This is a genomic window from Alteromonas sp. 5E99-2 (genome assembly GCF_017368475.1).
Lineage (GTDB): Bacteria > Pseudomonadota > Gammaproteobacteria > Enterobacterales > Alteromonadaceae > Alteromonas_F.
Genome location: NZ_JAFNJE010000006.1, coordinates 101296 through 121195 on the forward strand (window position 1 = coordinate 101296; position 19900 = coordinate 121195).

The window sequence follows — 19900 nt, forward strand, 5'->3', positions numbered from 1 at the left end:
TAATCATCACTCTACTCCACCATAATTCCAACCAAGCAATTAGCCGAGTACAAAACGGTTAAAAAACACATTTTAAACTATGAAATTATTGGAGATTCAAAATGAACATCAAAAACCTATTACTTATTACTGCAACTGTTTTTAGCGTATCAACTATGGCTAATGCTGAGTCATTTGGTTTGGGCTTTAACACGTCAGATAGCTCAGACATAGTTGAAGTTGAAGTTCAAACTGAACAGTTGCCTACTAAAAACACATCTACAGATTTAGTATTGGGCTTTAATGACGTATCTAAATCAGTGGAAAGTAAAATTGACCTTGCTGTTGAAAAATCCATTATCGCGAATAATGAAATATTGGTGAATAAAATAGCAAATGGTTTTCAGATTGGTTTTACATCTTAGTTTGCCCCTGAAAAACACCTTTATTTAGAACAAAATATCTACAAAAAAGATTTACAGGGCCTAGTTAGAGCCGCATTTGAAAAGAATTTATTTTTATTTTGGTTTTACATCGAAAAGGGCTGTATTCCTTGACGAAAAGAACATAAGCTGTGGGAATAAAACATCGTTAACAAACGATTAACTATAACCTGTATAACCAAATTCAGTTTGTGAACTGCGGAGTCTAATTATGAAAAAAACAGTTTTGTTGTCACTGCTATTTGCATCAACCCTATCAGTCTCTGGAGTATCTTCAGCTGTAGGTTTAGCTCAGGCATTACAAGAGCCAACCCACAAAGAAAAGAAAGATTTTTCTAAATCGAGCATAGGTAAAAAAAGCCGCAGTACGGCGTCATTAGAAGGCACTTTTGCTGATTGGGTAGAAGCCTTTAATAACAAAGATATTAATAGTTTGATGTCTATCCACGGACCAGACGCACTGTACGCCAGTGAAGATTCCGGTTTGATAGAAGGCGCTGACGACCTTGAAGATTTTTATAAAGCACTGCTGCCAAATGCAAATGGCGAATTGCGTTATGTGGTAGAAGCAGCCACAGTAAAAGGCAGCTTGGGTATTTTGGTAGTTAACTTTGGCAGTTCGTCTGAACAAAACGGTAGTATTCAGGTGGTTACCTCTAACCGTGCAATGTTTACGTTTAAAAAGGCGCTGTTTGGTAAATGGGAAATGGTTTATGGTATGGAGCAAACGGCTACTGAAGTATTGCCAGTTGTAGGCTCAAGTTCATTAGGGTCTTCATATTAACCTCGATTAAAATCAACCACTTTGGCCTCGCTCAATATGCATTAAACGAGGCCATTTTATAGGCTAGTCCATTGCTTCAATTTTACTTTTAATCTCACTGATTTTACTACTGACCACTTTTTCAAGATGCGTTAACTCAAGTAACAAGTCATCCTTCGATGCTTTAACTTGGTGTTGCTTACCCACAATAGATTCCAATTCTTCCATTGCTGCCAGTACTGTTGTTGAAGGCTCTTGAATACGTTCGTAATTTTGTCTACCGCCATCTGTTAATACGGTTTTGCTAGAACGCCCAAATTTAAATTTCTTACTTTTAGGAAGTAAAGACCCTTTGGCACGACGGTAGTTAATTTTTAAAACATCTTGGTCATTTTCATAGCGTAACGAGAACTTTTCAATATCATCGATACTGGTAACTCCCATTGACTGTAGTGTTGGATACATAACTATTTCCTTTATTCATTGGTCATTGCATATGTAGGGTGATTGCCTAAAAAATCAGGCCTACGCCGAAATCACTTTTTGTCATGTTACTTAAACCTCTAACCTCTTCGCCGTGCTGGTAACGATTACCTAATCAATCATTAATAAGCGTTCCGCTGTGTACTCATTGGTAATAAGCCCATTAATGAACTTAGATCTTAACGCGCCCAGTATTGCGTAGACCTTCTCTTCACCAGCAGCTATGGCATAAACAGGTTTACTAGGGTTGGCAATAAGTGGTGTACTTGCGACTCTTTCGTTCACTTCGCAATCAATCAATTGTCCATTTTTATTGAACACCCAACCAATAATTTCTCCCACAGCGCCCTGCTGCTGTAGCTTGTTAATTTCATCAGGCATAACAAAACCGTCTTGATGAAGAGGCGAATTGAGTCCTAAATTACCCACGCCGACAAAAGTGACATCAGCTTGCGCTGCCAATTCTAAATTTGCTGCAATGTGATGCTGTTTGTGTAACTGTTCTTTGTCTGCCTTATCTCTAGATAAAACAGGCAAAGGCATAGGGTAATGTTTCGCTTTAATATGTTCTGCCATATGCATAACCACATCATAAGAAGAGGCAGAACCGTTTGAATCCATATTGCCAAGCAATGCAACAATTTGGTGTTGCTCACACTTCATAATAGAAAGTTCATCGACACAAGCGCGAAGTACCCTTCCCGTCCCCATTGCAAGTACTTGGGGTTCAGCAGAACGCAAATGTAATTCAATAACGCTCGCCCCGGCTTGTGCAAGACCCAAGGTCGACGTAGGTTCCGCTTCAATACTGGGTACGACTCGGCAAAAATTCAGTCCAAAACGAGCTTTCAATTTAACTTTAAGGTCCATACATTTTGCGATTGGATGCTCCAACCTAACTTTGATTAACCCTTCGCTAACCGATAGCGCAACCATGCGCTGTGCTGATTGTCTTGATACATTTAGCTTTTTGGCGATTTCCTCTTGGGTTTTCCCCCCAACGTAATACATCCAACCAGCTCTCGCTGCATCGTCTAACTTTCTTGTTTCTACATTTGAACGTTTGGGCAAGGCTTACTTCTCCATATTAAATGATGAATTAAGAGAGGGATATTTAATAAATAACTGCCTCCAATGGCTAATCTTACATATATCACCTAGATAATCAGTGTCATTTACATCTCTATCTTTCAGATGACTTGCACCAACATAACGTACGACATTCATATTTGCTGCAATTGCTGCTTCAACGCCTGTTCGAGAATCTTCGATAACCAAGCAGTTTTCTGCCGCTACTCCCATGTTGTGTGCTGAATGCAAAAATAAGTCAGGCGCTGGTTTTCCCTTTTTCACTTCGCTAGATGTAAAAACCTTGCCTAAAAAGTAGGCACTAAGCCTTGTAGTTAAAAGTGAATTTGTCACTTTCTCAGGGCTTCCGCTTGTTGCGACACAACTTTTTATTTGCAATTGAGATAACATATCAATCACACCAGTCGTTGGGACCAACTCAGAATGAAACACCTCTTTCAATTTATTTCTAAAGGTATATCGGAATTCTGACGGTAAACTAACTGAAAAATCCTGTTTTATTTTGGCAGCCACATGTTCAAAGCTGTACCCCAAAAAATGAGTATAAAAATAGCTGCTGGATAAACTAATCCCATAAGGCTCCAACATATCAGTCAGCACCCGTTGACTCAGTACTTCGCTGTCAACTAAAACACCATCGCAATCGAAAATGATTAGCTCGATTTGCTGTTGTGAATGTAGCATGCACGGATTTGTCATCCATTAATCCCTTATAGCGTAATCTTAATACTTATTACTCGTATAATACTTCAAAGTGTTTTGAGGATCAGACTTTCCAAGCATTGTTGACCAAAATGTGAAGTGTTGCTTGAAAATATCACTGTCGCTAATAACGCCAAATACATCTTTCATTTGTAAAAACACTGCGGGGTCACTTTTTGCTAATCGCGCTTGCTTCATCAATCTATCAGCTTGAGGGTCGTCAAGCACAATCCCACTTGTGTTATCGCTACTGATAAAACACAAATGACTCCATAGCGCGACGACGAGTGCCAAGCCCTTACAACCTTTTCCGTGTTCTAAATTTGCAGTAATAATAGGAAAAATAAATTTAGGCAAACGATTCGACGCATCTTGGCAAAGGCGTGAAACCGTGTCTCGTACTTCAGGGTTAGAAAAGCGAGTTTCTATAATAGAAATATAGTCATCAAAATTCACACCCGGCACAGCAGGCAAAGTGGCAATAATTTCTTCTGTCACTAATTTTTTGAAATACGCCCGAATTAAAGGCGTATTCATAACTTCATGTACAAAGGAAATACCAAGAAGTGCCCCCGGATACGCAATAGATGCATGACCGCCGTTTAATACCCTCAGTTTCATTAATTCATAAGGCGCAACGTCGTCTACAAATTCAACTCCAACGTCTTCCAAAGGAGGCCGACCATTAACAAAATTATCTTCTAGCACCCACTGCCGAAATGGCTCACAAAATACAGGCGCTTGGTCTTCTATATCAAATAATTCCGTGAGTCGTTTTCGCTCTTCTTGCGAGGTTGCAGGTGTAATACAATCAACCATAGAATTCGGGAAACTCACATTGCTTTCAATCCAACTAGCCAAGTCTTTATCAAGCACTCTTGCCATTTCGAGCACTGCCCGTTTAGCAACATCACCATTGTGTGGAATATTGTCGCACGACAACACAGTAAATGGCGCTATATTGTGTTCACGACGATACTGTAAACTATGAATGATTAAACCAAAAACAGTCAATGCGTGTTCAATATCGTTAATATCAGCCTGAATGTCTGGATGAGTGAGATCGAAATCCCCCGTTTCGCCATCCATAAAATAACCACCTTCGGTGATTGTTAACGACACAATACGAATATTCGCACGTGCCAGTGCCGTCATTAGTGAAGGTCCATCGTTTTCAATAAAATCTATCATTGAAGCACTGATATCAGCTGTTAAATTATTGCTGTCTAGCTCAACAACTGTTGTTAACCAGTCTTGTTGCTGTAATTTAGTTCTCATTACCGCATCATAAGATTTAATTCCCGCCCCTCTTATTCCCCAATCTAATGCTTTCCCTTTATTAAAAAGTTTATGCATATACATTGCTTGATGGGCGCGGTGAAAATTTCCAATGCCAATATGGATAATCCCAGCACTCAAAGAATCTCGAGAGTAATTCGGTGTTTTCACCTTACTCGAAAGTTGCTCGATGGATTGGTTACTCAATTTTATTGCCATTTTCATTTACTCATTTCAACTGACGCATTGCGCAGTGCTGCGCAAAGCCAGTTTGTGTAAAGTTAACCTAATCGGGCTAGACTTTGTTAATTGAAACTCCGTCTTTATCAAAATGATGAATTTTGCTCGGGTCTGCTGACAAATATATTTTGTCACCATAGGCTAAAGTACATTCTCCATCTGCTCTTACTGTAAAGGTGCCAGCACCGTCTAATTGAACATGTAGGAAGGTTTCAGAACCAAGATGCTCTGTCACCCCTACGGTGCCTGACCACATACCTTTTTCTGTAGAAATTTGCAGATGTTCAGGACGAACGCCTATGCTAGCTACCTTGTCATTATCAGGTGATTTCGCATCGATAAAGTTCATTTTCGGCGAGCCAATGAAACCGGCAACAAATTTGTTATTCGGCTTATTATAAAGCTCTAGAGGGGTGCCTACTTGCTCGATAATACCGCCATTAAATACGGCGATGCGATCAGCCATGGTCATTGCTTCTACTTGATCATGAGTCACGTAAATCATGGTAGTAGCTAAGCTTTTATGCAGTTCCGATATTTCTAAGCGCATATTTACACGCAAAGACGCATCTAAATTGGATAGCGGCTCATCAAATAGGAATGCAGAAGGTTGACGCACAATCGCTCGTCCTATGGCGACACGCTGGCGTTGCCCACCTGATAGTTGGCCCGGTTTACGATCAAGGTATGAATCCAAATTGAGTATTTTGGCAGCATTTGCAATTTTCTTATCAATTTCGGCTTTGTCCATTTTTGCCCGTTTAAGCGGAAACGCAATGTTATTACGCACACTCATATGGGGATAAAGAGCATAAGACTGAAACACCATTGCCAAGCCTCGTTTTGCCGGCGGCATATCTGTGGCATCTTGACCATTAATTTCGATGTTACCGCTTGTGGTGTCTTCTAAACCGGCAATCATTCGCAATAATGTAGACTTACCGCAACCGGAAGGCCCAACAAAAACAATAAACTCGCCATCTCTAATTTCTAAATCAATTGGTTTAATAACATTCACATCACCAAAACTTTTTGTTACTTGCTTTAATGTAATATTACCCATTTGAAAATCTCCTATTTCACTGCGCCGAAGCTTAATCCACGCACTAATTGTTTTTGACTAAACCAACCAAGAATTAAAATTGGCACAACGGCCATTGCAGAAGCTGCGGATAATTTGGCGTAAAATAAGCCCTCAGGACTTGAGTAACTTGCAATAAAAGCAGTTAACGGCGCAGCATTTGCCGCACTAAGGATAAGTGTCCAAAATGCTTCATTCCAAGACAGAATGACATTGAGTAATAATGTCGAGGCAATACCAGGCAAGGCGATAGGTAACAGCACATAAAAGATTTCGTCCCCTATAGTTGCTCCATCCATGCGTGATGCTTCTAATACTTCATTGGGTATTTCTTTGAAGTAGGTATAAAGCATCCACACCATGATAGGTAAATTAATGAGCGTCATCACAATCACTAATCCCGTTTTCGTATCGAGTAAGTCAAAATCTCGAAACAACAAGTAAATAGGGATTAGCACACCTACAGGAGGTAACATTTTTGTAGATAGCATCCACATTAAAAGGTTTTTAGTGCGTTTAGTCGGCACAAACGCCATTGACCACGCGGCAGGGATCGCAATTAATAATCCAACTAAACTCGACCCTATTGAAATAACAATGGAATTCCAAAAATGGGTGAAATAAGGCGATCTCGATAACACTTCTTTATAATTTTCTAATGTCCAATCAAACATAAATAAACTAGGGCTAGCTGATATTGCTTCAGCCTCAGTTTTAAAGCTCGTTAGCAATGTCCACAATATTGGAAAAAATATAAGACCACCAATGGTCCAAGCTAAAAAGGTATAAATGATTTTTGACTTATTACTACTGTTAACAGCCATGATTAGCCCTCCAGGTTTTTGCCAATTAAGCGCATTAAGAAAATAGCGACAATATTGGCAATAATAACTGCAACAATGCCTCCGGCAGAGCCACCGCCAACATCAAACTGGAGCAATGATTGGGTGTAAATAAGATAAGTTATGTTGGTCGATGCGTAGCCTGGGCCACCGCTTGTTGTTACTAATATTTCAGCAAATATTGATAGCAAAAAGATAGTTTCAATTAAAATTACTGCGGTAATTGCCCGTGATAAATGAGGTAATACCATGTAGAAAAACTTACTAAATGGCCCCGCTCCGTCCAAATCAGCAGCCTCTAGTTGTTCCCTATCAAGAGATTGAATAGACGTAAGTAAAATAAGTGTGGCAAAAGGCAGCCACTGCCATGAAACAATAAAAATGATAGATAGCAAAGGTATCTGCGCGAAAAAGTCCACAGGAGTAACACCAATCCAACTAGCAAAATGTGCAAACAAACCATTCACTGGGTTCATTAGCATGTTTTTCCAAACTAGCGCCGATACCGTAGGCATGACAAAAAATGGCGCTAACACCATGATCCGTACATAGTTTTGTCCCCAAATCGCTTGGTCTAGTAATATCGCTAAACCAATACCACCGCCAAGAGTAATAAGTAACACACCACCCACTAGCAACAAGGTATTAAAAAATGATTCGATAAACGCGGGATCCGTTATGAAAAACTCGTAGTTAAGAAAACCGATAAAAGGGTTATCGCCCGGAATAAGTAAATTGTAATCGAGGAATGAAAAGTACAGCGTCATACACAGCGGCACTATCATCCATATCAGTAGTAACACTACTGAAGGAAATAACATTAATTTAGCTAGTGAACGTGAATTTGTCGTAGCCATTTGATGAACCTTATATAAGTACTAAAAATGGGTAAACACGATTTGTCTACCCACCACCTCAGCTTATTTCTTCGGATATCTAGCTTTACGCATAGTGCGCTGAACTAGGCGTTGTGAACTAGATAATGCTTGCTCAGCCGAGACTCTTCCGGTTAACGCCGCCGAGAATTGTTGTCCCACCGCAGTCCCTATCCCTTGGAACTCAGGAATAGCAACAAATTGCACTCCCACATAAGGTACTGGTTTCACCGTCGGGTTTACTGGGTCAGCAGATTGAATAGAATCTAATGTAATTTGCGCAAATGGTGCAGCGTTAATATATTCGTCATTTGCATACAGCGACATACGAGTACCTGGAGGTACTTTGGCCCAGCCTTTTTTACTTGCGACTAAATTTGAATATTCTTTCGATGTAGCCCAACTAATAAATTTAGTTGCAGCTTCAGATTTTTGGCTGCTCGCGGGAACAGCCAATGTCCACGCCCATAACCAATTACCACGTTTACCTAAGCCGTTATCTGGTGCGAGAGCGAAGCCAACCTGATCGGCAACTTCTGAATCGTCTTTATTTGTGACAAATGCACCTGCCACAGTTGCGTCGATCCAAATTCCACATTTACCTGTTTGGAATAACGCTAAGTTCTCGTTAAACCCATTTGCTGACGCACCTGGAGGACCTGATTCTTCCATTAGATCAACATAGTAGTTCAGTGTTTCATTCCACTCTTTGCTGTCAAATTGCGGCTTCCAGTTCTCATCAAACCAGCGGGCTCCAAAAGAATTAGACATAGAGGTAATTAATGCAATGTTTTCCCCCCAGCCTGCCTTACCCCGTAAACAGATACCGTAAACCCCTGCTTCCTTATCTGTCATCGCCTTAGCAGCTTCTCTAATAAATGCCCATGTTGGCTCTTTAGGCATATCTAGGCCCGCTTTTTTCATCAAATCTTTGCGGTACATCACCATTGAACTCTCACCGTAAAATGGCGCAGCAAATAGCTTCTCGTCAACAGTTAAACCACTTCGAATAGCAGGTATCAAGTCGTCTAAGTCATAACTGTCATCAAATGACAATTCTGCTAGCCACCCTTGCTTACCCCAAATAGGAACTTCATATGTACCTATTGTCATTACGTCATATTGGCCACCTTTCGTTGCAACATCTGTGGTGACTCGTTGGCGTAATATATTTTCTTCCAACGTAACCCATTTCAATTCAATATCTGGATTTTTAGCAGTAAACTCGCCACTGAGTTCTTTCATGGTGATCATGTCACCATTATTCACTGTGGCGATAGTTATAGTTTCTTTAGCAAAAGTCGCACTGGATAACAGAGCCCCACATGCCAACATCAGTATTTTCTTCATCATTTAATATCCTTCATGTAAGAATTAAAGTCTCAAAATACCGTCTATTAGCTTGAGACTACTGTTAACCTTTTCTTTGATTTTCTACTTAAAACTTGACTGAAATCTCAGACGTGAAACCATCAAAACCTGCGCCTATTTGGCCTCCAGAATTAATACCTTCTTCTTGATTTACATATTCAACTTTTAGTAGTGTTTTTTTACCGAACCAGTAGCCCGCAGAAACTTGTATTCTTTCTACTTTATTGTCGGTTTGGTCTATAAGATCAGACGTGTTTTCAGCTTCGGCATAACGCGCAGCAACATAAAGTTTATTCGGAATAATATATTGCTGGGCTTCAACAGTGAAAAACTCAACTTTAGAATCCCCTCTAACGACTTGATTAGAGTCGAATGTTGTACCTTGGAGGTTTGCTACACCGTTCGAATCACCAAAATAGGTAATACCTGCAACTGCATTTCCGGCAGTATCAGCAAACGTAAAATCATCAGTTGATTGACCAAGCATTAAGATAACACTGGTATTCGCAGAAGGTTGGTAGGCTAGGTTCAATTGAATAATAGATTGCTCTAGTCCTGGTAAAGCCCCTACGTGAGTATCACGTTCACTCGAGCCTGAAGCTGAGAAGTTGTAATTTTCACCATCCCCAAAACGGTAATTGGTAGTAGTTACCCCATCCAAACTGGCCGTGCCATTTTGAAATCGTAACTGGTCACCTTGATTTGCCTGAAAGAAATTGAGTCCAGCTTTAAAGCCACCAGCAAACTCTACTGTACCTTGCAGGCGATAATTAAAGCCTCTATCTTCTTGAAATGCCTCACCAAAACTTGATGTCGTGATGTGCCCTGTCACATTATATGCCTTAACTAGACCATCTTTGTATGATTGGCTGTAACCAAGCTGAACGCCATTTTCGGCTGTAGCATAATCGGTAATACCATTACCAATCAGCGCATTACCTTGGTTATCAGCACCGTCTTGGAAGCCTTTAAATTGGAAAGGAGCAGCACCTATATTACCTAAACGCAATGTTAAATTAGCATCATCACGTCCTCTTCCAGTTAAACCCAATAGTTCAAATTCAATACCTGCAAAATCTTGGTGGAACGAGAAATCTCTGTCTCCGTTGTTTCCAAAATCGTTCGGTTCTTCGGCAATATCCACATCAGCACTGATATGTTCGTTTATGTAAAATTTCAGTTGTAAGTTTGCTCTGAGTCGTCCAAAACCTGACGATTGCTCTTCATCCGCAGGCCTAAATGCACCTTCTTTTGCTTGAATTGATTGGTAGTTTTGCAACGCAAGGAAGTTTATCTCTGCACGACCGTCCAAAAATTCTACAGCGTGTGAATTAGTGGAGGCAGCTCCCACAATTGCGGTAATCGCCAGCCCCAACTTATTCAATTTAAGCTTGTTAATTTTCTTACTAACTGAAGTACCAGCAGTAATTGAATGTTTTCTAGCAATTAACGAAGTGAGCGTTCTTTTTGTTTTAGTTAACATAGCGGTCCTTCCTTCTTAAAATGTGTTTATTGTTAATGCTTAAGTATTTAAATTTAACAAACGATTTACAAAAAATATCACAACTATAACAACACCTCAATAATTATTTTGCAAAAAACCAAAGAATGGGCATACGTCCACCGTTAGTCATATGCTCAATATCGAGATATATGCCCAGATTGATTTTTAATCAAAACTGAAAAGTGGATTAAATATTTCTTCATAAAAACAATTAAATAAAACTATTGAATAAAAATTAACCAATATATTTTATTTCGTTAAATCAATAGTAATTTTAGCAAACATCGATAATTTATTTGATTATTAAGAAAGAAAGTGAGAAGTTGCTCCGCAATTGATTTATAGCTCTAGCCATATATTCGGAGAAAGATGTATATGCAGACACCAAAACAAGCCCCTTATATTGCAGCCATTGAGGCAGGTGGCACAAAATTTAACTGTGCCATTATCGATTCCGACAGAAACATTATTTCAACAAAAAGAATTGATACGACAACACCAGAACAAACATTGGATTTGGTCATTGCCTTTTTTAATGAGCAAAAACTGGCGGGCTTTAACTTTGAAAAATTGGGACTAGCCTGTTTTGGGCCTTTGGATTTAAATAAACAGTCTGCTCACTACGGATCAATTACTGCCACGCCGAAACCTGATTGGTCAAACACCCCTATTACATCTATTTTAGAAGCTGCTTTAAATTGCACAATTTTTCTCGATACCGATGTGAATGCCGCAGCCTTAGCAGAATACAAATGGGGAAATGCAACCAATGCCAGTGTGGCAATATATATAACCATAGGCACAGGTGTGGGTGGTGGTGTGGTTATCAATGGTCAACCTCTTCACGGACTAATACACCCTGAAATCGGCCACATGATTATTTCGCCCCCAAAAGGTATTCAAGGCGTATGCCCTTTTCATGGAAATTGCATTGAAGGTTTAGCCGCTGGACGTTCAATGGCGAAGATCTGGAACCAACCCGCAGAAACGTTGCCTGACGATCATCAAGCTTGGGACATACAAGCACAGGTTTTAGCGTCACTGTGTCACAATTTATTACTTAACTTTAGTCCAGAAAAAATCATATTGGGCGGTGGTGTTATGAACAAACCAGGGCTATTAGAAAACATTATCAACTATACCCAAGAATCGCTAAATGGGTATATTACCTTACCTGAATCATTAACTTTCGCCGATATCATATTGCTCCCGGGGTTAGATCAACATTCGGGTTTGTTTGGCGCATTTGCGTTAACACAACAACAATAGCTATCTGCAGACAAAAAACGTAAATAATAATGTTGGAACCAAACTCTGTACTGAAAACACAGAGTTTGTTTTCGAACATGAAGTTTCAAAAACCAAAGTTATAAGTGCTTTCTAAGTGCCAATCAATCACCATAGAAAATAAAAGGTGAATGGTTCTGTGAATCCGCGGCACTAAAAATATTGAAGCTATTGCAATTCATGTCTCTCCCACCCATGCAATCTTAATATCCGTTAATATCGGTTAACATTACCGCTATACCCAATATGGTATTTATGAGCCTAACTTCATATGGGCCATGCATATTAATTTAAACCAAAAAATAGTGAAATTAACCATCTGTTTTAATAAAGCAAAAACAAACAAAACTCAACCTATTGATTTTTATCAAAATATTCACTTGGCGTAAATAATGCTAAGAATTCATAAAATTCGAATTAACATTATTAAAATTACCTAGGGGAATAAAATGGACCGCCAATTACCACCTTACCTAAAAGTGCTTACGCTGAGCAGTGTGCTATTACTGAGTACTACATTAACAGGTTGTGGCGAAGCAGAAGCTATAGCAGATGCAGAGGAAAAACCTGAAGTTATAACAATCCCTGTGGAAGTTGCTGAATTAGCTAACGGCGACATTTCTTCAAACTACGCAACGACAGCGGTACTTGAAGCTAAAGATGAGGCCTTTGTGGTTCCCAGAGCTCAAGGAATCATAAACGAAGTGTTTGTTGAAGAAGGCGACTATGTTGAAAAAGGTCAAATATTAGCAAGCTTGGATCCTGAGCGGTATGAACTGAATGTCCAAAAAGCAACAGCTGATTTAACAGGCATAGAAAAAGAACTGACAAAAATTGGCGAAGTTTATAAAGAGAAACTCGTCAGTATTGATACCTTTGATAAACTCACATCACAATATAAATCAGCCAGTGCATCACTACAATTAGCTAAATTAGATTTGGCTGAAGCAACCATTAAAGCGCCCATTTCTGGTTTCATTGCTGAACACAATGCAAAAGTTGGGAACCTAACAGAATCATTTCAGCGTGAACGTATGTTCTATATTGTGGATCAAAAGGAACTTTACGGTATCGTACATTTACCAGAAAAAGAGCTCTCTAGAGTTCACAAAAATCAACAAGCGACGCTTGCTCTGACAGCAATCGGAGATCAAGAAATTAAGGCTTACGTTGAACGTATCAGTCCCATTATTGATTCGACAACAGGTACATTTAAGGTTACTTTGCGCGTACCCAATGAAGCCAATACGCTAAAAGCGGGTATGTTTGCGCAAGTTAAACTGAATTACGACACCCATAACAATGCAACTCTCCTCCCTCGTAAAGCACTCTTGTCTATTGACGATAAAATGAGTGTTTTCGTTATTGTTGATGGAAAAGCACAAAAAGTGACGGTTAAGACGGGATATCAAGAAGGTGAATTTGTGGAAATCACCGAGGGCTTAACCGGTGAAGAAAAAGTGGTAATAACTGGCCATCAAAACTTGAAAGATCAAGCACCTATCGAAATAGTTAACGGTTAAAAAAGGATTTTATCATGAATATGGTCGATATAGCCGTAAAACGGCCGGTTACCGTGTGGATGTTTACCTTTGCAGTATTATTGTTTGGGTTTGTGTCATTGTCCCGTTTAGCGGTAGATTTGTTACCCGAATTATCTTACCCAACACTGACGATCAGAACCAATTATACAGGTGCTGCACCTGGCGAAATAGAGCAGCTTGTCTCTAAACCTATTGAAGAAACCATCGGTGTTGTTAAAGGTGTAAGAACAGTAACGTCAACGTCAAAAGCAGAACAGTCTGATGTTGTTCTAGAATTTGAATGGGGTACAGAGATGGACATAGCGAGCTTAGAAGTTCGCGAAAAACTGGATGTACTGCAATTACCTTTAGATGTCGAAAAGCCTTTATTACTAAGATTTAACCCGAGTCTTGACCCCATTATGCGATTCGGATTCGGCGCTATCGCTGCAAAAGAGGCATCTGATTTTATAGACCTCGATGTCAACAGTATGAAAAAGTTGCGCGTGTACGCCGAAGAACAAATAAAGCGTAAATTAGAATCGGTTAAAGGTGTTGCGTCGGTCAGAATTGGTGGCGGCCTTGAAAACGAAATTCAAGTGTTAGTCAATCAGCAACGTTCAAGTCAGTTAAACATCACTCTAGCCGAAATTATACAACGATTAAAAACAGAAAACGTAAATACAGCAGGTGGCCGAGTCGAAGACGGCTCTCAAGAATATTTAGTTAGAACACTAAACCAATTCCAAACACTAGACGAAATGCGGGATCTTTTCATCGCCACAAGAGAGGGGAAACACATTCGTCTTGGCGACATCGCAGAGGTTCAAGACACTTACAAAGAAAGAAGTTCTGTCACGCGCTTTCAAGGCTTTGAAGGGGTGGAAATTGCTATCTATAAAGAAGGAGACGCAAATACTGTCAAAGTCTCTGAAAATGTTCAACGTCGACTGCAAGAAATCGAACAAGAAATGCCTGAAATCTATCAACTTCAGATGGTTTATGATCAATCCACTTTCATTGCAAACGCGGTCAACGAAGTAAAAACATCGGGGATGATAGGCGGCATATTAGCCATGTTAGTGCTTTTCTTATTTCTGAAAAACGTTTGGCCAACACTCATTATCTCTATCTCTATCCCTGTCTCTATCGTTGCCACATTTAACCTTATGTATAGTAACGATATCAGCTTAAACATTATGAGTTTAGGCGGTATTGCATTAGCAATTGGCTTGTTGGTTGATAACAGTATCGTCGTTCTCGAAAACATCGATAGACATAAAAAGAAAAGTAAAAATAGTAAAAAAGCGGCGATTAATGGTACCAAGGAAGTATCTATGGCTATAGTCGCCTCTACGCTTACCACTATGGCTGTATTTATACCTTTAGTTTTCGTTGAAGGAATTGCGGGCCAATTATTTAGTGATCAAGCATTAACTGTAACCTTTGCTCTTGCCGCTTCACTGTTAGTCGCTTTGTCTATTATTCCAATGATGGCTGCTAGAGAGAAATCCAGTGCGCTCAAGTCCGAATTAGATTTAGGTGAAAGCCAAGTAAAAACTAAGCCAACCAGTAAACTCGGGTTAGTTTTCTATTACATTTTGTTTGTCCCCAAACTTGCCATTACAGGCATCAGTAAAGCTATTTACTTCACATTATTCGTTATCACTAGCTTGACGTTATTAATAACACGCGTGGTACGCAAACTGTTGACTATTTTGTTCACGCCAATTCTTTGGGCTTTTGACAAGGTTTATCAGTTTTTAGAGCGCCTTTATATCTCAGCGTTACGCAGTGCATTAAAAGCACGCTTAGTCATTTTGACTACTGTCATTGTCATTTCGGGCTTTTCAATTACTCTGCTACCCAAACTCGGGCTGGAACTTATACCCCCCCTCTCTCAAGGTGAGTTTTTTGTAGAAATAAACCTGCCAACGGGATCTAAACTGGAAAATACTGACGCCATATTGGCAGATTTGAGCCGTTTTGCAAAAGCATTACCGGAAGTAGAAAGAACCTATTCGTTAGCTGGAACGGGCAGCTTAATTAACGCATCACCTTCACAAGGCGGCAATCACTGGGGTAGATTAAACGTCGTGCTAAACAGCGAAACCACTGAAAAACAACAAAAACACGTTATTCACCTTATGCGCGATTACCTCGCTCAACAAGCAGGTGTGCAAAGCAAATTCGGCGAACCCGAGCTGTTTAATTTCTCTACACCGCTAGAGATACAACTTTCAGGTTATGACCTTGCTACATTAAAAAAATATAGCGATGTAGTCGTCGAAGAAATGAAAAAAGTTGATCGCTTCGCCGACATTAAATCGACATTACAGAATGGCAACCCTGAGTTAAAAATTCAATTTAACCATGCCAAACTTGCTCAACTTGGGCTTAATGCACCTGACGTATCTAATTTGATCTCTACCAAAGTTGGAGGTGAAATTGCGACACAGTACAGCATTGAAGACAGGAAAGTAGACATACTCGTACGCACATTAGAAAAGCAACGTGATTCTATTACCGATATTAGTCGAATAATTATTAATCCAGGTGCAACCAACCCTATTCCATTAGACGCTGTTGCCGACATAGACCTATCAACAGGCCCGAGCGAGATAACACGTGTCGGACAAGAGCGTGTGGCGCTTATATCAGCCAATTTAGCCTATGGTGATTTAGGAGAAGCGGTATTCATTGCGGAAGATTTACTAAAAAAACAACAATTCCCGTTGAGTATTCAAGCGCAAGTTACTGGTCAAAGTGAAGAAATGCAAAACAGCTTTCGGTCATTGCAGTTCGCTTTAGCACTAGCGGTATTTTTAGTTTACTTGGTTATGGCATCACAATTTGAATCCTTGCTCCATCCATTCCTTATACTATTCACTGTACCCTTGGCTTGTGCCGGTTCAATCTATGGGTTGTTTGTAACTGGCACCAGTATCAGTGTGGTCGTTTTCATTGGTGTAATAATGCTGGCAGGTATCGTGGTCAACAATGCCATCGTCCTTATTGATCGCATTAACCAACTCCGTGAAAAAGGTGAAGAAAAATCACAAGCAATCAAACGCGCAGCTGAAAGCCGATTGCGCCCAATCCTTATGACAACAATGACCACAACCTTGGGGCTCCTTCCAATGGCTATTGGGCTAGGTGAAGGAGCAGAAATCAGGACGCCCATGGCAATAACCGTTATATTTGGATTATTATTCGCGACATTCTTAACGCTCTTCTTAATTCCCGTTTTATACAGTTTATTTGATCGTAAAACGTTCGAACTAGCCGCAATTGAATCAACGATTAATGGCAACGAGGACACAGCTTATGAATAAGTTCCAATCAGCAGGTGCTTCATTAGCTTCCTTTGCCTTGAAACGCCCAGTAACAGTGTCTATGTTTTTTCTCTCAATGTTAGTCTTCGGTTTGATTTCAAGTCGATTGTTACCTCTTGAGAAATTCCCTGGAATTCAACTTCCATTTATGGTCATACACGTGCCTTACGCTAATGCTACACCTGAAGAAGTGGAAAAAAGCATTACTCGCCCTATTGAAGAAACATTAGCCACAATGTCTGGTGTTAATCGGCTCTGGTCTGAATCTAACGAAAACTATTCTGAGATATTTATGCTGTTTAGTTGGGGTGAGAATATAAAGGCAAAGAGCGTTGAAGCCAGAGAAAAAATTGATGCCATACGGCATCTGCTGCCTGACGACGTGGAACGTATTATCGTGCATAAGGAAAATACAGCCGATCAAGCTATTTTCCAAATGCGGATTTCCAGTGAACGAGACTTATCGAACGCATACGACTTACTGAATCGTAATTTAAAACAACCCATAGAGCGGGTGAAAGGTGTGTCTAGAGTTGCACTTTATGGTGTCACAGAAAAACAGATATCCATCCGCTTAGATGCTGAAAAAATTACAGCTTTACATGTTGATACAGCACAACTAACGCAAACACTCAGAAATGCCAACTTCTCAATGACGGCAGGCAGTTTCTTCGATTTAGAACAAAAAATTACAGTTAATCCCACCGGTGAATACAAAAGTATACAAGAAATAGAAGATCTTCTGGTTACACGAACCATTCGCCTTAAAAACATCGCCACCGTCACCTATGAAAAACCCGAGCGAGTTGAGGGAAGACACTTAGACCAAACATTTGCCATTGGTTTAGATGTCTTTAGAGAGTCTGGCGCAAACTTAGTTAACGTCTCTGACAACGTACTGAAAGTTGTCGAAGAAGCAAAATCTAATCCTGCGTTTCGTGGCATTAATATTCTCTATTTCAATAACGAAGCCAAAAGCGTTACTTCTTCCTTATCCAATCTCCTCAATTCAGGCTTAATTGGTGCCCTGCTTTCGGTTATTGTTTTGTATTTCTTTTTACGTAATATTTCATCTACGCTTATTGTTGTACTGTCAGTCCCATTCTCTATCTGCATAACCCTTGGTGTTATGTATTTAATAGGCTATACGCTAAATATTCTGTCCATGATGGGATTAATGTTAGCGGTTGGAATGCTGGTTGATAATGCCGTCGTCGTAACAGAAAGTATAGAACAAGAAAAAGTCAGTAATACCAACCTTACAGAAGCAACAAAGTCAGGTGTTGCAAAAGTGAGCTTGGCAGTAATAGCCGGCACAGCAACAACCGCTATCGTTTTTTTACCAAATATTGTTGGCGTAAAAATCGGCTTAACCATATTTTTGGAACACGTTGCAATTGCAATATGTATTTCCTTATTTGCGTCGCTGTTACTCGCTCAAACGTTGATCCCCTTGCTAACGTCCAAAATCAAATTTAAGCCCAAGCCCCAAACTAAAGTAAACAAACCTAGTAAATTTAAGATTATTTACAAGCACATGCTTGAATCAATGTTAAAAAATCAAGGACGTACAGCCCTTATAGCGTTTCTCCTATTGGCAAGCGCAGCAATTCCCATGTCGAATGTTTCTATGGATGGTGACGGAGATAGTGATGGTGATCGTATTTGGTTAAACTATGATGTGCAAGGCAACTATACCCTTGAAGAAGTTGAGAAAGCAGTAACCAAAATGGAGACTTTTTTATACGCAAACCAAGAGCGATTTTACATAACTCAGGTATATACGTATTACACTCCTGGCTCTGCGGTCTCAGGGATAACGTTAAACCCTGACTTTCCAGGTAAGATAGCTGATCTTAAGAAAGAGATTAAAGAAGCGATGCCAAGTTTTGTCCGCATAAATCCATCATTTGAATGGGACGGCGGTAACGACGGAGGTGTTCGTTTACTCTTACTCGGGCAATCATCGGAGGTTTTGAGTCAAATTGCAGATAACGTCGTTCCTGTATTAGCCAAGATCAAAGGCTTTACCGATGTTAAAACTGAATCTGACAGCCTGAAAAAAGAACTTCGAATATCGATTGATCGTCAAAAAGCATTTCGTTTTGGTTTAGATAGCTCTGAGATTTCAAATATTGTCTCCACCGCGTTACGAGGCACTAACTTACGTACATTTAGGCACTCTGTTGACGGAGAAGTTGATATACGCCTTATGTACGAGGAAGAGATGCAACATTCAGTAGAAAATCTTAAAAACTTAACGATAAAACGAGACGCAACTCAAAACGTCACATTAGATATGGTAGCGAACTTAACTATAAAACCAGTAAAATCGAAAATTCAGCGTCAATTTCGTCAGACATCACTCAGTATAGGAGCGAACCTTGAAGAAGGAATGACCACCGAACAAGCAAAAGAAAAAATTGAAGGTGTTATGCAACACATCCAACTTCCTTCTGGTTATCATTGGACGCTAGGCAGCGGATTCCAACGCCAAGACGAAGAACAATCGATTATGACCACCAATATGCTATTAGCTGTATGCATGATTTACATTGTTATGGCCGCATTGTTTGAATCTCTTTTGCTACCCACTGCCGTTATTACATCACTGCTTTTTTCTTTCACCGGTGTTTATTGGACCTTTTTCTTAACCGGAACACCAATGTCAATTATGGGCATGATAGGAATGCTGATATTGATGGGCATTGTGGTAAACAACGGTATTGTACTTGTTGATCGAATCAATCAGCTAATAGATACGGGTTGGTCTGTACAAAAAGCCATCATAGAAGCATGTTTAACACGCTCTAAACCTATTTTAATGACGGTAGGCACAACGGTTCTTGGACTTGTACCGCTCACGGTAGGCGGAGCAAGAATTGGTGGAGATGGCCCTGCCTACTCCCCTATGGCCATTGCTATTATTGGAGGATTAGTATTCTCAACAGCAACAAGTCTTGTATTAATCCCTTATGCGTACTTAATGTTGCTAAAACTCAGAGCTAAAACAGGAGAAATGATGACTAATAGTAAAGTACTAGTAGCAAGGTTAATCAAAGCTTGATTGCCTTACCCTATGAACGGCAAATTGCTGGGTCATTT

Annotated in this window: 15 protein-coding genes; 6 read left to right on the plus strand and 9 right to left on the minus strand. The window is 39.9% G+C overall.

Annotation, left to right across the window (positions count from 1 at the left end):
* Positions 1-101 precede the first annotated feature (101 nt).
* Together J3L16_RS08220 and J3L16_RS08225 are read left to right on the plus strand one after the other, a co-directional pair.
* Positions 102-404 (plus strand): hypothetical protein, encoded by a 303-nt coding sequence (locus J3L16_RS08220; RefSeq protein ID WP_207612490.1) that lies wholly within the window; start codon positions 102-104, stop codon positions 402-404.
* 229 nt (positions 405-633) lie between these two features.
* Positions 634-1206: a nuclear transport factor 2 family protein gene (locus J3L16_RS08225; protein ID WP_207612491.1), complete on the plus strand. Its 573-nt coding sequence runs from the start codon at positions 634-636 to the stop codon at positions 1204-1206.
* A gap of 63 nt (positions 1207-1269) precedes the next feature.
* Here J3L16_RS08225 and J3L16_RS08230 read toward each other — a convergent pair whose 3' ends face one another.
* The 9 genes from J3L16_RS08230 to J3L16_RS08270 form a co-directional block, all read right to left on the minus strand.
* A complete protein-coding gene (locus J3L16_RS08230; RefSeq protein ID WP_207612492.1) occupies positions 1270-1650 on the minus strand; it encodes a DUF3461 family protein in 381 nt (126 codons plus the stop codon).
* Positions 1651-1779: 129 nt separating this feature from the next.
* Positions 1780-2739: a sugar-binding transcriptional regulator gene (locus J3L16_RS08235; RefSeq protein ID WP_207612493.1), complete on the minus strand. Its 960-nt coding sequence runs from the start codon at positions 2737-2739 to the stop codon at positions 1780-1782.
* Positions 2740-2742: 3 nt separating this feature from the next.
* Positions 2743-3456 carry an HAD family hydrolase gene (locus J3L16_RS08240; protein ID WP_207612494.1) on the minus strand — a complete coding sequence of 238 codons (714 nt, stop codon included), beginning with the start codon at positions 3454-3456 and terminating at the stop codon, positions 2743-2745.
* Between the two features lie 24 nt (positions 3457-3480).
* Positions 3481-4956: a mannitol dehydrogenase family protein gene (locus tag J3L16_RS08245; protein WP_207612495.1), complete on the minus strand. Its 1476-nt coding sequence runs from the start codon at positions 4954-4956 to the stop codon at positions 3481-3483.
* 76 nt (positions 4957-5032) lie between these two features.
* Complete coding sequence (gene ugpC / locus J3L16_RS08250; protein ID WP_207612496.1) at positions 5033-6040, minus strand: sn-glycerol-3-phosphate ABC transporter ATP-binding protein UgpC; 1008 nt, start codon at positions 6038-6040, stop codon at positions 5033-5035.
* Between the two features lie 11 nt (positions 6041-6051).
* Complete coding sequence (locus J3L16_RS08255; protein WP_207612497.1) at positions 6052-6882, minus strand: carbohydrate ABC transporter permease; 831 nt, start codon at positions 6880-6882, stop codon at positions 6052-6054.
* Positions 6883-6884: 2 nt separating this feature from the next.
* Entirely contained in the window at positions 6885-7757 is an 873-nt protein-coding gene (locus J3L16_RS08260) for a sugar ABC transporter permease (protein WP_207612498.1), read from the minus strand.
* Positions 7758-7820: 63 nt separating this feature from the next.
* The gene (locus tag J3L16_RS08265) at positions 7821-9128 is read right to left on the minus strand and encodes a sugar ABC transporter substrate-binding protein (protein WP_207612499.1); all 1308 of its coding nucleotides are present in this window, start codon (positions 9126-9128) and stop codon (positions 7821-7823) included.
* An 85-nt stretch (positions 9129-9213) separates the two neighbouring features.
* Positions 9214-10629, minus strand: a complete 1416-nt coding sequence (locus tag J3L16_RS08270; RefSeq protein ID WP_242698750.1) for a hypothetical protein — start codon at positions 10627-10629, stop codon at positions 9214-9216.
* Between the two features lie 396 nt (positions 10630-11025).
* Between J3L16_RS08270 and J3L16_RS08275 the strand changes: the two genes are divergently transcribed.
* The 4 genes from J3L16_RS08275 to J3L16_RS08290 all read left to right on the plus strand — a co-directional run bounded on the left by J3L16_RS08275 (position 11026) and on the right by J3L16_RS08290 (position 19862).
* Positions 11026-11919 (plus strand): ROK family protein, encoded by an 894-nt coding sequence (locus tag J3L16_RS08275; protein ID WP_207612500.1) that lies wholly within the window; start codon positions 11026-11028, stop codon positions 11917-11919.
* Between the two features lie 467 nt (positions 11920-12386).
* The gene (locus tag J3L16_RS08280) at positions 12387-13460 is read left to right on the plus strand and encodes an efflux RND transporter periplasmic adaptor subunit (RefSeq protein ID WP_207612501.1); all 1074 of its coding nucleotides are present in this window, start codon (positions 12387-12389) and stop codon (positions 13458-13460) included.
* A 14-nt stretch (positions 13461-13474) separates the two neighbouring features.
* Positions 13475-16795 carry an efflux RND transporter permease subunit gene (locus J3L16_RS08285; RefSeq protein ID WP_207612502.1) on the plus strand — a complete coding sequence of 1107 codons (3321 nt, stop codon included), beginning with the start codon at positions 13475-13477 and terminating at the stop codon, positions 16793-16795.
* Positions 16788-19862 (plus strand): efflux RND transporter permease subunit, encoded by a 3075-nt coding sequence (locus tag J3L16_RS08290; protein ID WP_207612503.1) that lies wholly within the window; start codon positions 16788-16790, stop codon positions 19860-19862. Before J3L16_RS08285 ends, J3L16_RS08290 begins: the two co-directional genes overlap by 8 nt.
* Positions 19863-19900: the final 38 nt, after the last annotated feature.

What these genes read in the sequence shown, in the direction of transcription:
- J3L16_RS08270 (WP_242698750.1), bottom strand. Translation starts at nt 10,629, where the DNA reads ATGTTAACTAAAACAAAAAGAACGCTCACTTCGTTAATTGCTAGAAAA.
- J3L16_RS08280 (WP_207612501.1), top strand. Translation starts at nt 12,387, where the DNA reads ATGGACCGCCAATTACCACCTTACCTAAAAGTGCTTACGCTGAGCAGT.
- J3L16_RS08285 (WP_207612502.1), top strand. Translation starts at nt 13,475, where the DNA reads ATGAATATGGTCGATATAGCCGTAAAACGGCCGGTTACCGTGTGGATG.
- J3L16_RS08290 (WP_207612503.1), top strand. Translation starts at nt 16,788, where the DNA reads ATGAATAAGTTCCAATCAGCAGGTGCTTCATTAGCTTCCTTTGCCTTG.
- J3L16_RS08265 (WP_207612499.1), bottom strand. Translation starts at nt 9,128, where the DNA reads ATGATGAAGAAAATACTGATGTTGGCATGTGGGGCTCTGTTATCCAGT.
- J3L16_RS08220 (WP_207612490.1), top strand. Translation starts at nt 102, where the DNA reads ATGAACATCAAAAACCTATTACTTATTACTGCAACTGTTTTTAGCGTA.
- J3L16_RS08225 (WP_207612491.1), top strand. Translation starts at nt 634, where the DNA reads ATGAAAAAAACAGTTTTGTTGTCACTGCTATTTGCATCAACCCTATCA.
- ugpC (WP_207612496.1), bottom strand. Translation starts at nt 6,040, where the DNA reads ATGGGTAATATTACATTAAAGCAAGTAACAAAAAGTTTTGGTGATGTG.
- J3L16_RS08275 (WP_207612500.1), top strand. Translation starts at nt 11,026, where the DNA reads ATGCAGACACCAAAACAAGCCCCTTATATTGCAGCCATTGAGGCAGGT.
- J3L16_RS08245 (WP_207612495.1), bottom strand. Translation starts at nt 4,956, where the DNA reads ATGGCAATAAAATTGAGTAACCAATCCATCGAGCAACTTTCGAGTAAG.
- J3L16_RS08260 (WP_207612498.1), bottom strand. Translation starts at nt 7,757, where the DNA reads ATGGCTACGACAAATTCACGTTCACTAGCTAAATTAATGTTATTTCCT.
- J3L16_RS08240 (WP_207612494.1), bottom strand. Translation starts at nt 3,456, where the DNA reads ATGACAAATCCGTGCATGCTACATTCACAACAGCAAATCGAGCTAATC.
- J3L16_RS08255 (WP_207612497.1), bottom strand. Translation starts at nt 6,882, where the DNA reads ATGGCTGTTAACAGTAGTAATAAGTCAAAAATCATTTATACCTTTTTA.
- J3L16_RS08230 (WP_207612492.1), bottom strand. Translation starts at nt 1,650, where the DNA reads ATGTATCCAACACTACAGTCAATGGGAGTTACCAGTATCGATGATATT.